General features: G+C 74.6%; 7 protein-coding genes. 3 read left to right on the forward strand and 4 right to left on the reverse strand.

The genetic code is table 11. From position 1 onward, the window contains the following. Nucleotides 1-486: 486 nt before the first annotated feature. Complete coding sequence (locus ABZ576_RS29155) at nt 487-1,035, reverse strand: MarR family transcriptional regulator (protein ID WP_360747197.1); 549 nt, start codon at nt 1,033-1,035, stop codon at nt 487-489. A 122-nt stretch (nt 1,036-1,157) separates the two neighbouring features. Here ABZ576_RS29155 and ABZ576_RS29160 point away from each other — a divergent pair, with 122 nt between their 5' ends. Next, a complete protein-coding gene (locus tag ABZ576_RS29160) occupies nt 1,158-2,429 on the forward strand; it encodes an MFS transporter (protein ID WP_360747434.1) in 1,272 nt (423 codons plus the stop codon). Nucleotides 2,430-2,697: 268 nt separating this feature from the next. Here ABZ576_RS29160 and ABZ576_RS29165 read toward each other — a convergent pair whose 3' ends face one another. Continuing rightward, complete coding sequence (locus tag ABZ576_RS29165; RefSeq protein ID WP_360747200.1) at nt 2,698-4,362, reverse strand: SpoIIE family protein phosphatase; 1,665 nt, start codon at nt 4,360-4,362, stop codon at nt 2,698-2,700. A gap of 131 nt (nt 4,363-4,493) precedes the next feature. Further along, entirely contained in the window at nt 4,494-5,918 is a 1,425-nt protein-coding gene (locus ABZ576_RS29170; protein ID WP_360747204.1) for an NAD(P)/FAD-dependent oxidoreductase, read from the reverse strand. Nucleotides 5,919-6,296: 378 nt separating this feature from the next. Here ABZ576_RS29170 and ABZ576_RS29175 point away from each other — a divergent pair, with 378 nt between their 5' ends. Continuing rightward, nucleotides 6,297-7,064 (forward strand): helix-turn-helix domain-containing protein, encoded by a 768-nt coding sequence (locus tag ABZ576_RS29175; RefSeq protein WP_360747207.1) that lies wholly within the window; start codon nt 6,297-6,299, stop codon nt 7,062-7,064. A 440-nt stretch (nt 7,065-7,504) separates the two neighbouring features. After that, the gene (locus ABZ576_RS29180; RefSeq protein ID WP_360747210.1) at nt 7,505-9,448 is read left to right on the forward strand and encodes a sigma-70 family RNA polymerase sigma factor; all 1,944 of its coding nucleotides are present in this window, start codon (nt 7,505-7,507) and stop codon (nt 9,446-9,448) included. On the opposite strand, the gene ABZ576_RS29185 is transcribed toward ABZ576_RS29180, so the two are convergent. Beyond that, the gene (locus tag ABZ576_RS29185; protein ID WP_360747213.1) at nt 9,445-12,837 is read right to left on the reverse strand and encodes a BTAD domain-containing putative transcriptional regulator; all 3,393 of its coding nucleotides are present in this window, start codon (nt 12,835-12,837) and stop codon (nt 9,445-9,447) included. The genes ABZ576_RS29180 and ABZ576_RS29185 overlap by 4 nt on opposite strands. Nucleotides 12,838-12,969: the final 132 nt, after the last annotated feature.

Consider the following 12,969-nt stretch of genomic DNA (forward strand, 5'->3'; position numbering starts at 1 on the left):
CTCAAGGAACGGTCGCTTCCTTTGTACTCACCCTCTCGGGCTTTCCTCCGGGCGCTTCCCTTCGGTCTTGCGTTTCCGACTCTATCAGATCTTTTTTCGATCCGATTTCCTCGGTGCTTTCCAGGTTCCCGCTTCCGCGTTTCCCTTTCCGGCGGTTCCGACTCTATCAGATCCTTTCGGCGTCTGACTCCCAGTCAGGGGGGTTTGTCTTCCGGGCTGTTGGGCCCTTCCGACGTCTCAAACCTTAGCGGATCCGCCCGGCGATTCCCAATCGGGCCGCCGAGCCCCTATTCGAATTGAATTCGGGCACGCCGAAAACAATCCGCTGGGGAGATCGTGCTGTGGTGTGAGGGTGCCGCTCGGGGCGGCGGATGTGCCGTCGAAGAACCGTTACGGCTCTCCGGCAACCCGAAGAACTCTACGGATCGGCCCGTGGGGTGTCAACCCCCGCTGTCAAGATCTTTTATCTCGGCTTCCGGGGCCGCGTCAGTCCAGGTCGCTGAGCCGGCCGCCGGCGTCCGGCTGGGCGTGCTCCACCCTGCGCAGGAGCCGGGTCAGGACCTCGCCGAGCACGGACCGCTCCGCGGGAGTGAGGTCCTGGAGCAGGTCCTCCTCGAAGACCGTGGCCAGGCGCATGGCCTCCAGCCACTTCTCGCGGCCTTCCGGGGTCAGCTCCACGATCACGCGGACGCGGTTGGACTCGTCGCGCTCACGGGTGACCAGTCCCTCGGCGACCATGCGGTCGATCCGGTGGGTCATCGCGGCCGGGGTGAGGCCGAGCCGCTTGGCCAGGTCGCCGGGGCCCATGCGGTAGGGGGCGCCGGAGAGGACCAGCGCCTTGAGGACCTCCCACTCGGCGTTGCTGATGCCGAGGGCCGAGGTCTGGCGGCCGTAGGCGACGTTCATGCGGCGGTTGAGCCGGGACAGCGCCGAGACGATCTTCTCGACCTGCGGGTCGAGGTCCTGGAACTCGCGTTGGTAGGCGGCGATCTGTTCTTCGAGTGTCGGCTCTGTGATGCCGGGGGTCTCGGCCATGGCCGCAGTATCGCACGCGAGTCCTTTGCCTTGAAGTCCTTCACTGTGTACTCTTTAGCTTCGAACTTTAGCTTCGAAGTCTTCACGTCTAACTAGTGAGAGAGGTGAACGTGACCAGGGCGATGGGCGCAGCGATGCGCCGGATCCACGTGGGCAACGCACTCAGCGCGTTCGGGCTCGGCTTCACCGTCCCGTACCTGTACGTCTACGTGGCGCAGGTGAGGGGACTGGGAGCCATGACGGCGGGACTCGTGCTCGCCGTCTTCGCCGTGGCCGCGCTGATCGTGCTGCCGTTCGCCGGCCGGGCGATCGTGCGGCGCGGCCCGCTGCCGGTCCTGCTCGCCGCCCTGGTGACCGCCGCCCTGGGCGCGCTGAGCCTCGGCCTGGCCGGCGGTTCCGCGAGCGTGCTGCTGTCCGCGGCGGCGCTCGGCGCCGGGCAGGCCGTGATGCAGCCGGCGCTGGCCACGATGATCGTGGACTGCTCGACGGCGGACACCCGCTCCCGCGCGTTCGCGATGCAGTTCTTCCTGCAGAACCTGGGCCTCGGTGTCGGCGGCCTCATCGGCGGCCATCTCGTCGACACCACGCGCGCGTCCTCCTTCACGCTGCTGTTCGCGATCGAGGCGGCGATGTTCCTGCTGCTGGTGGGCGTGATGGCGACCGTGCGGATGCCGCACTCGCCGCGGCTGGACGGCGCTCCCGCGCGGTCGGCGAAGGGCGGCTGGAAGCAGTTGCTCGGGAACCGGGCCATGGTGCAGCTGTGCGTGCTGGGCTTCGTGCTCTTCTTCGCCTGCTACGGACAGTTCGAGTCGGGGCTGAGCGCGTACGGCGTGGAGGCCGCCGGCATATCCACCTCCGCGCTCGGCACCGCCCTGGCCGCGAACACGCTGGTGATCGTGGTCGCCCAGTTCGCCGTGCTGAGGTTCGTGGAGCGGCGCCGGCGCTCGCGGGTGATCGCCGTGGTGGGTCTGATCTGGGCCGTCGCCTGGCTGGTCGCCGGTTACGCGGGGCTGGGGCACGGCAGCCAGGAGATGGCCACGGCCGCCTTCGTGTCGACGTACGCGCTGTTCGGGCTGGGCGAGGCGATGCTGTCGCCGACGGTGGCGCCGCTGGTCGCCGATCTGGCACCGGAGGGCATGGCCGGGCAGTACAACTCGGCGTTCGCGCTGGTCAAGCAGTTGGCGCTGGCGGTCGGTCCGGCGGTGGGCGGTCCCCTCGGGGCCTCGCTCCACGGGCCGTACATCGTGACCTTCCTGCTGTGCTCGCTGGGGATCACCTACCTGGCGCTGCGGCTGGGCCGTCGGCTGACCCCCGTACAGGACCGGCCGTGGCCGGCGCGGGGAAGCCGGGTGGTCACGCGGGGCGGTGCGCCCGCGGAACAGGTGCCCGCGTAGGCACCGGGCCCGTCGTGCCACGGCGGCCGTCCGACGCGCCACAGCGGCCGTCGTGCCACGGCGGCCGTCCGACGCGCCACAGCGGCCGTCGCGCCACGGCGGCCGTCGCGCCACGGCGGCCGTCGCGCCACGGCGGTCGTCGCGCTACGGCGGCCGTCGTGCGGCCGTCGTGCAGCCGTCGTGCGGCCGTCGTGCGGCCGTCGTCCCGCGGCGCCCCCCGGGGGGGGCCGATCGCGCGCTGACCCCGCGTCCCTTAGGGGGCGCGGGGTCAGCGCTTGTCCTGCGGCAGGACGAACTCGCACCAGACCGCCTTGCCGCCGCCGGGGGTGCGGCGGCAGCCCCAGCCGGAGGCGATGGTCGCCACGATCGCGATGCCCCGGCCCGACTCGTCTCCGGGCTCGGCGCGGCGGCGTCTGGGCAGGTGGTCGTCGCCGTCGGTGACCTCCACGATGAGGCGGCGGTCGGTGCGGCGGAGTCTGAGCCGCATGGGCGGGGTGCCGTGCTGGAGGCTGTTGGCGACCAGTTCGCTGGTGGCCAGGACGCCGAGGTCGTGCAGTTCGGCGGGGAAGCGCCAGCTGGTGAGGACGCCGGAGGCGAAGGCACGCGCGCGTGGGGCCGCCTCGACGCCGCCGAGGAGCTCCAGGGCCGCGTTGCGGAAGAGGTCGCCGTCGGGGCCCGTACGGGCCGGGTGCTGGAGGACCAGGACGGCCACGTCGTCGTCGTGGTCGGCGGTGACGCCGGCCGAGCGGACCAGGCGGTCGCAGACGACCTGCGGGCTGCCGGTCGCACCGGCGAGCGCGGCCGCCAGCGCGGCGATGCCCTCGTCCAGGTCGGCGTCGCGGCGCTCCACCAGACCGTCGGTGTACAGGACGGCCGTGGCGCCGGGACCGAGGGCGATGGAACCGGAGGAGTGCATCCAGCCGCCGGTGCCGAGCGGCGGGCCGGTCGGTTCGTCGGCGCGGGTGACCGTGCCGTTCTCGTCGCGGACCAGGATCGGCAGGTGGCCCGCCGAGGCGTAGACCAGGCGGCCCTCGTTCGGATCGTGTACGGCGTAGACGCAGGTGGCGATCTGGTTGGCGTCGATCTCGATGGCGAGCCCGTCGAGGAGCTGGAGCACCTCGTGCGGGGGCAGGTCGAGGCGGGCGTAGGCGCGGACGGCCGTGCGGAGCTGGCCCATGACGGCCGCGGCGCGCACCCCGCGGCCCATGACGTCGCCGATGACCAGGGCCGTGCGGCCGCCGCCGAGGGTGATCACGTCGTACCAGTCGCCGCCGACCGCGGCCTCGGTGCCGCCGGGCTGGTAGGTGGCGGCGATGCGCAGGTCGTCGGGTTGTTCCAGCTCCTGCGGGAGCAGGGAGCGCTGGAGGGTGACGGCCGTTTCGCGCTGGCGGCGTTCGCTGGCGCGCAGGCGCTCGGCGGCCTCGGCGTGGTCGGTGACGTCCGTGGCGAACACGAGGACCGCACCGCCGCCGTCGCGGTCGCGGTCGCCGTCCTCGGCGACGGGGGTGCAGGTGAAGGTGTACGAGCGGCCGTCGACGGCCTTGCGGGACTTCAGGGTGCGGGGTTTGCCGCTGCGCAGCACCTGGTCGAGCAGCGGGAGCAGGCCCAGTTCGGCGAGTTCGGGCAGCGCCTCGCGGGCGGGGGCGCCGGTGGGGCGGGTGCCGAAGGCCGCCGTGTAGGCGTCGTTGAGGTAGGCGATGCGGTGGTCGGGGCCGTGGACCAGGGCGACGAGGGCCGGGACGCGGTCCAGGACGGCCCGTGCGGGCAGTTCGTCGACAGCGGGCACGGTGGGTGTCCCGTCGGCGGACGGTTCGGCGCGGGCCGCGGGCACGGAGCCTTCCCCCCGCCGGTCCGGGGAGACCGGGGTCTCGGTCCGCGCGGCGGCGCGGCGCTGCGTTCCGGGGAGCCGGGCGCTCCAGCGCGTGAAGTTCACAGTGGGGAAAGCCTCGTGGGTGCGGTGGGCGGGCGGGTGGCCCGACCGAGGACGTGGGGCAGTCTGGCAGGGGCCGGGCCGCGGCGACATCCGTCAGACGCCTCGGCGGTCCGTGGAGTTCCTGCGTCCGGTCAGGACGACCCCTTCGGGTCGTCCGAGGGGCTGTGGGGAGGCTTTCCCCCGGCCGCCAGTTCGAACTCCGCTCGGGGGTGTTCGAGTGAACCGAGGGAGACGATCTCCCGTTTGAAGAGCCCGGCGAGGGTCCATTCGGCGAGCACCCGGGCCTTGCGGTTGAAGGTCGGCACCCTGCTGAGGTGGTACACGCGGTGCATGAACCAGGCAGGGTAGCCCTTCAGCTTGCGTCCGTAGACCTGGGCGACGCCCTTGTGCAGGCCGAGGGAGGCGACCGAGCCGGCGTACGCGTGCGCGTACGTCTCCAGGGGCTCGCCGCGCAGGGCGTGGACGATGTTGTCGCCGAGCAGCTTGGCCTGGCGGACCGCGTGCTGGGCGTTGGGGGCGGTCTCGGTGCCCGGTTCGGCGGCCGTGACGTCGGGTACGGCGGCGGCGTCGCCCGCCGCCCAGGCGTGCTCCGTGCCGTCGACGGTCAGCTCGGCGGTGCACTTCAGGCGGCCGCGCCCGGTGCGGGGCAGGTCGGTGGCGGCGAGCAGCGGGTGCGGTTTGACGCCGGCCGTCCACACGACCGTACGGGTCGGGAAGCGCTGGCCGTCGCTGAGGACGGCCACGCGGTCGGCGCAGGAGTCGAGGCGCGTGCCGAGCAGCACCTGGATGTTGCGGCGGCGCAGCTGGGTGACGGTGTACCGGCCCATTTCCGGGCCGACCTCGGGCAGGATGCGGTCGCTGGCCTCCACGAGGATCCACTTCATGTCCTCGGGGCGGAGGTTGTGGTAGTACCGCGCGGTGTACCGGGCCATGTCCTCCAGTTCGGCCAGGGCCTCGACCCCGGCGTAGCCGCCCCCGACGAAGACGAAGGTGAGGGCGGCGTCCCGGACCGCGGGGTCGCGGGTGGAGGAGGCGATGTCCATCTGTTCGATGACGTGGTTGCGCAGGCCGATGGCCTCTTCGACGGTCTTGAAGCCGATGCCGTACTCGGCGAGGCCGGGGATGGGCAGCGTGCGGGAGACCGAGCCGGGGGCGAGGACGAGTTCGTCGTAGCCGAGCAGTTCGCCGGGCCTGTCCTTGCCGGGCCTGTCCTTGCCGGGCCTGTCCTTGCCGGGCCTGTCCTCACCGGCGGTGGCGAGGGTGGTGACGGCGGCGGTGCGGGTCGCGTGGTCGATGGACGTGACCTCGCCGATGACGACGTGGCACCGGTCGAGGACGCGGCGCAGGGGTACGACGACATGGCGTGGGGAGATCGAGCCCGCGGCGGCCTCGGGGAGGAACGGCTGGTACGTCATGTACGGGTCGGGAGTGACGACGGTGATGTCGATCTCACCCCGCTTGAGTTCGCCCTTCAGCTTCCGCTGGAGGCGCAGGGCCGTGTACATCCCGACGTAGCCGCCGCCGACAACCAGAATGCGCGCACGTTCCTTCACCATCCCATGACGCACCCGACGCTGGTGTTTGTCCACAGCCCCGGCAATTTGTGTGACCGGCGGCCGGGTGTACGCGGTACCGGGCGCGCCCTCCGTGCCGGACGAAAGGGGGCAGGTCAGCGGGGGCGGGCGACAGGGTGTGAAGAGCGGCAATCGGGACGTACACGCCCCGTACTCCGATCGGGGGGCGCACTGTGCGGAACCTGCCCCTTCTGAATTGACTGCCTCTCAACTATGTTCGTGTGTCGACGGGGTGTAGGGAATGTGGTCGAACGGGTCCGCGACGGGCGGTTCCGGTCGGGACCGATGCCACTTCCGCTCACTCCGCGTTCAGTGGCGGGGAGAGTCTCCGGGGGGAGACGTCATTACCGGGGGAAACACATGCATGTTCAGGACACGCATTGGGCATCCGCAGCCGCCATCGCCACCGGTGGCGGGGCGATGAGCGCGGCGACGGGCAACGGACGCGCCGACGGGGCGCGTACGACCCCGCTGCGGGTGGACGCACAGCGCAATCTGGAACACGTGCTGCGTGCGGCGCGTGAGGTGTTCGGCGAGCTGGGCTACGGCGCGCCGATGGAGGACGTGGCGCGGCGCGCCCGCGTCGGGGTGGGCACCGTGTACCGGCGCTTCCCCAGCAAGGACGTACTGGTCCGACGGATCGCGGAGGAGGAGACCGCACGGCTGACCGAGCAGGCGCGGGCCGCGCTCGGGCAGGAGGACGAGCCGTGGTCGGCGCTGTCGCGCTTCCTGCGGACGTCCGTGGCGTCGGGGGCGGGGCGGCTGCTGCCGCCCCAGGTCCTGCGGGTCGGGTCCACCGACCCGGCCGACGAGGACCCGGCCGGTGCCGCCGAGGAGGCCCGGGTGCCTCAGCAGCGGGTGCAGCCGGGCGGCGCCGAGCTGCGGCTGGTGGCGGAGACGGCCACGGTGGCCGACGACGCCGGGGCCGGGGCGCTGCTCGACGTGGTCGGGCGGTTGGTCGAGCGGGCGCGGGCGGCCGGTGAGCTGCGGGCGGACGTGTCCGTGGCCGACGTGCTGCTGGTGATCGCCACGGCGGCGCCGTCGTTGCCGGACGCAGCCCAGCAGGCGGCCGCGTCGGCGCGGTTGCTGGACATCCTGCTGGAGGGACTGCGGTCCCGTCCGGCGTAGCTCCTCCGCACGGTCCCGCCCGGGCCTCGGCTTCGGCGTTGGCTTCGGCTTCGGCGTTGGCTTCGGCTTGGCTTCGGCTTGGCTTCGGCTTGGCTTCGGCTACGGCCTCGGCGGGACCGGCTTCCCACCCGGGCCACCGTGCGACTGCCACGGCCGGTTGCGGGTGGGGCCTGCGGGGCGTGGCCCCGGCGGCCGCCAGTGAACGCGAGGCCCCGGCCCGCGTGCGGCGCCCGTGTCGCTCGTATCGCCCGCGTCGCCCGCGTCGCTCTCTTCGTCTCACCTCGGCGCCGGCCGGGAGGTTCGAGGCGTTCGAGGCGTTCGAGGGTGGCCGGTAAGTGCGCTCGGATGAGTGGATGGGTTCCGGGAGGGGGCCCCGGCCGAAGGGCTTGTGGCAGTCTGACCGGTGACGGGTTGGGCCGGGCCGGTGGGGGCTTTCCGCGATGGGCGTTGACGGGTGGGACGGGTCACGCGGTGACGAGAGCGACGCGGAGACCCGCGGACTGCCCTCCCCGCACGTGCCCCGCCAGGGCGGGCGCCCGGCTTCCTCCGGGGTGCCCCGCGAGGAGAGCGTGCCGGCCCAGCGCGACGGAAGCGTGCTGCCGCCGCCCCGCGAGGTGCCGCCCGCCGACGGCGAGCTGATCGAGCGGATGCGCGGCGGCGACGACTCCGCCTACGAGGAGCTGTACCGGCGTCACGCCGACGCCGTACGGCGGTACGCGCGCACCTGCTGCCGGGACGGGCACACGGCCGACGACCTCACCGCCGAGGTGTTCGCCCGCATGCTCCAGGCCGTGCGCGGCGGGTCCGGGCCCGAGCACGCCGTACGCGCCTACCTGCTCACCTCCGTACGGCGCGTCGCCGCGCACTGGACCAGGTCCGCGCGCCGTGAGGAGCTCGTCGACGACTTCGCCCTCTTCGCCCAGCAGGCCGCTCGGGTCACCGAGGGGTCCGACGGCGACGGCCTCGGCCTGGGCGCCGACGCGCGCGCCCTGCACGAGGCCGAGCAGTCCATGGCGATGCGGGCCTTCCGGTCACTGCCCGAGCGCTGGCAGGCCGTGCTGTGGCACACCGAGGTGGAGGACGAGTCCCCCAGTGAGGTGGCCGTGCTGTTCGGGCTGGACGCCAACGGCACCCGGGTGCTCGCCAGCCGCGCGCGCGAGGGACTGAAGCAGGCCTACCTCCAGGCGCACGTCAGCGCCACCCTCACCCGCGACGGGGAGTGCGCCCGCTACGCCGACCAGCTGGGCACGTACGCCCGCCGCAAGCTGCGCGTCCGTGCCGAGCGGGGCCTGCGCAAGCACCTGGAGGAGTGCGCCAGGTGCCGGCTGGCGGCGGCCCAGATCGAGGAGGTCGCCGGCGGCATCCCCGCTGTCGTCCCGGTCGCGATCCTCGGCTGGTTCGGGGCCGCCGGGTACGGCAAGGCGCTCGGCCTCGTGGCCGGAGGTGCCGGGGCCGGGGCAGCCGCCGCGGCCACCGGGTCGTCCGGGGGCGCGGGCGGGGCGGGCGGGGCCGCGGTCTCCGAGGGGTTCGCGGCGCCGGTCAAGGCCGGTATCGCGGCCGGTGTGGTCGCGGTGGCCGCCGCCGCGGTCGCGCTGGGGCTGGCGAACGACGGCCGTCCGGCGAAGGAGGTCGCCGAGCCGTCGCCGTCGGCGCCGGCCGTGCGGTCCGAGCCGCCGTCGCCGGCCCGGACGCCATCCGGGTCCGACCCCGGTGGCGAGCCGTCGCCGCGGCCCGTGGTCCTGGCCCCGACGCCCACGCCGGCCACCGCGACCACCCCGGCCACTACCCCGGCCACTACCCCGGTCACCACGCCGACGCCGACACCCACGGCCACGCCCACGGCCGCACCCACGCCCCCGCCGACGCCGACCCGGACACCCACCGTCCCCCCGTCCACCCCGACGTCCGGGCCCGAGCCGGCCCCGACGCCCACCGTGCCGCCGGCACCCGCCGTCTACGAGCTGAGCGACCTCCGCTTCGACGTCGACGGCGACGGCACGGGGCCCGAGATAGCACTCGGCGAGAGCAGCTGGGTGTGGCAGCGGTACGGCATGTCGATCGGCGGCAAGCAGTACGCGCGCGGAGCCACCGTCCACGGCGCGTCCTCCGTCACCGTCGCCCTCAACCGGCGGTGCACCGCGTACGAGGCACTGGCCGGCGTGGACGACCTGACCCTCGGCCTCGGCAAGGTCTCCTTCTCCGTCTACGCCGACGGGGTCCGACTGTGGCGGTCGGGCATGGTCAAGGGCCGCGATCAGGCGGTCCCCGTCCATGTGGACCTCACCGGCCGCGCGACCGTGCGGCTGGTGGTGGAACCGCACAGCAACACCGTCGACCGGGCGGCGCTGGCGGACTGGGCGGAGTCCCGGTTCCTCTGCCGTTAGGCCCGGTCCCGGCGTCCTGGGGCGGTCGCCGCCGTGGCGCCCAGTTCCCGCAGGACGTCCGGCACACCGAGATCCGCGCCCCGGTCCAGCTCGGCGGCGTAGCGCTCGGCGGGGAGGGCAGCGCGGGCGCCGGCCTGCACCCGCTCGGCCTCGGTGCGCTCCGGCTCGGGCCGGCGGCGGCCGTCGCGCCAGCGGTCCGCCGCGGCGAACAGCCGGAGGGCGCGAGGCAGGTCACCGAGCCGGGCCAGCAGACCGGCCGCCACGTCCACCAGGCCGGCCGTGACCGACTCGGCGCACCGGTCGGCCACGGCCTGCCGCAGGGCGTCCGCGACGAGCGCCACCCCGTGCTCCGGTCCCGACTCCTCCGCCGCGAGCAGCGCCTCGACCTTCCGCTGGTCCGCGACGAACTGCGGGGGCGGGGCGCCGTCGCGGATCGCCGCGCAGCACGCGTCGTACAGCTCGCGGGCGCGGGCCGGCCGCCCGTCGTGCAGGGCGATGAAGGCGCGCAGCAGCAGCACGAAGGCCCGGGACTCCGGCACCGCGTACCGGTCGGCGGCCGTGCCCGCCTCGTCCAGGGCGGCCAGCGCGGCCTCCCGGTCGCCGGAGCGGTAGGAGATCTCGGCGAGCCGGGCGATCAGGAACGGCGACTCGGCGTACGCGCCGACCTCGTAGGCGAGCCGCAGCGCTTCCTCGTACTCGCCGCGCGCCTCCTCGAACCGGCCCCGGGCCATGGCCGCCTCCCCGGCGGCGCTGCACACCTGGGCCTGCATCCAGCGGTCGCCGACGCGCCGGCTGAGGGTCCGCAGCTCGGCCAGGTCCTCGTCCACACCGCGCAGGTTGCCCGGCGAGTCGACGGCCGCGTGGGCGCGGTACATCAGGGCGACGGCTACCTCCCAGTCCCCGCCGTGCCGGCGGGCGTTGGCGATCGCCGCCGTCATCTGCGGGCGGATGTCCACCGGCCCGCCCAGGTAGTAGGCGGTCAGCGGCCACACGATGCCCGGGACGCGGGCGGCCGCGGGGCCGCCGTGCTCGAAGCCCGCCCGCACGCGCGCGATGTACTCCGGGGCCCGCTCGTCGGCCGCGAGCTGCGCCGCGCCGGTCTCGGAGGTCAGGAACAGGTCGAACATGCGCAGGTCCTGCCGCAGCCCGTGCAGCGGGTGGCCTTCCTCGCCGCCGGGCGCGGCGAGGAAGGCGCCCACCGGGTCGGCGGACTCCACCGATGCCGCCGCCCCGCCGGCCGGCGCGCCCGCGGGCAGGGCGTCCAGGGCGACACCCAGGCGGAGCACCAGCCGCACCCAGCCCACCGCCTCCTGGCGGTGGTTGCGCAGCCACCAGAACCAGCCGAGCGCCAGCACGAGGGCGCCCGCCTCCGCTTCGTCGCCCGCGCGCACCGCGCGGTCCAGGGCCGCGCGGATGTTGTCCAGCTCGCTCTCCAGCCGGGAGATCCAGGGGAGCTGGGCCGCCGACCGCAGCTGCGGATCGGCCTCCTCCGCCAGCGCGCGCACCCACGCGCGGTGGCGCCGCTCGGCCGCCGCGCGCAGGGCGGGGACCTCGGCGGCGCGCTCGGTGGCGTACTCGTGGATGGTCTCCAGCATGCGGTAGCGCATGCCGGTGGCCGAGCCGGTGCCGTCCGGGTCGTACGGGGCGGCGACCACCAGGGACTTGTCGACCAGCGTGCCGATCAGGTCCGCCGCCGGGCCGGTGCACACGGCCTCGGCCGCGGCGAGGTCCCAGCCGCCGGCGAACACCGACACCTCGCGCAGGACCGTCCGCTCCCGCTCGTCCAGCAGCTCCCAGGACCAGTCGACGACCGCGCGCAGGGTCTGCTGGCGGGGCAGGACGGTACGGCTGCCGGAGGTGAGCAGGCGGAAGCGGTCGTCCAGCCGGTCGGCGATCTGCCGCGGGGTCAGCAGCCTGAGCCGGGCCGCGGCCAGCTCGATGGCGAGCGGCAGCCCGTCCAGGCGGCGGCAGATCTCCGCCACGGCCGCGGTGTCGCGGAGCACGGCACCGGCGTCGGGGCGGACGGCCTCGGCGCGCTCGGTGAAGAGGCGGTGCGCCTGCTCGGGGACGAGGGGCTCGACCGGGCGCACCGACTCGCCCGGGACACCGAGGGGTTCACGGCTGGTCGCGAGAATCGTGAGCCCGGGGCAGTGGGTGAGGAGGGTCTCGGCGAGGGCGGCCGCCGCGCCGATGACGTGCTCGCAGTTGTCGAGGATCAGGAGCCGGCTGCGCGGGGCGCAGTACTCGATCAGCAGGGCCGTGGGGTCGGCCTGCGGGCTCGCCAGGTCGGTGGTCAGGAGCACGGTCTCGCGCAGACCGAGCGCGCTGACCACCGCGCCGGGCACCGCCTCCGGGTGGTCGAGCGGGGCCAGCTCGACCAGCCAGGCGGAGGGGAACGCCGTGGCGGCCTCCTCGGCGAGGCGGGTCTTTCCCGAGCCGCCCGGTCCGGTGAGCGTGACCAGGCGGGCCCGGTGCAGCTCTGCACGTATGGCCTCGAGTTCGGGTTCCCGTCCGACGAAGGACGTCAGACGGGGGCGGAGGTTCCCGGTCCGCTCCCGGGGCCGGGCGGGGGGCGGCGCCGGGGGCAGGGACCGCTCCGGGGAGGCGGATCGCTCGTGGGGCGTGACCCGCTCCTGGGGTCCGGCCGGCTCCCCGGTCGCGGTCGCGGGGGTCCCCTCTGTCAGCAACGACCGGTGCAGCGCACGGAGTTCCGGGCCGGGGTCGGTGCCGAGGGTGCCGGCGAGGGTGCGGCGGAAGGTCTCGTACGCGGCGAGGGCGTCGGCCGGGCGGCCCGTCTCGCGCAGGGCACGGATGAGGAGGACGTGCAGGGGCTCGTCGTACGGGTGGGCCGCGGTCAGCTCCGTCAGCTCCGGTACGGCCTCCTGGGCGCGGCCCAGATCGAGCGCGGCGGCGGCGCGGGCGCGGGCCGCCGTCAGCCGCAGGGCCCGCGGGCGGGCGGCGGCGGTGCGGTCGGGGAGGTCGGCGAGGGGCGGGCCGTACCAGAGGGCGAGGGCCTCGGTGAGGGTGCGGTGGGCGGTGGCCGGGTCGCCCGCGGCGAGGGCGGCGGTTCCGGTGCGGGTGAGGCGTTCGAAGACGTGGAGGTCGACGTCCTCCTCGGCCGCTTCGAGGCGGTAGCCGCCCGGGGCTGAGGTGATGGCGTGCCGGCCGAGGCTCCGGCGGAGCCGGCCGACGAGGGCCTGGAGGGCGGCGGGGGCGTCCTGGGGCGGGTCGTCCGCCCAGATCTCGTCGATGAGGGTGTCGAGGGTGGTGGTGCGGCCGGGGCGGAGCGCGAGGACGGTGAGGAGCGTGCGCAGGCGCGGGCCGCCGATGGGTACGGGGGTGCCCTGGTCGTCCGCCGCTTGGGCCACGCCCAGGATTCCGTACCGCACGTGGTCATTGTGGCGGGGGTCGAGGGCGGGGGCACGGGGGTTTCGCGCCGCCGGGGCCGACCGCCCGACCGCCCGACCGCCCGACCATCAAAGATCCACGCCCCGGCGTCCAAGCACCCGGGCCACCCGACC

The sequence above is a fragment of the Streptomyces sp. NPDC013455 genome (assembly GCF_040632975.1).
GTDB lineage: Bacteria > Actinomycetota > Actinomycetes > Streptomycetales > Streptomycetaceae > Streptomyces.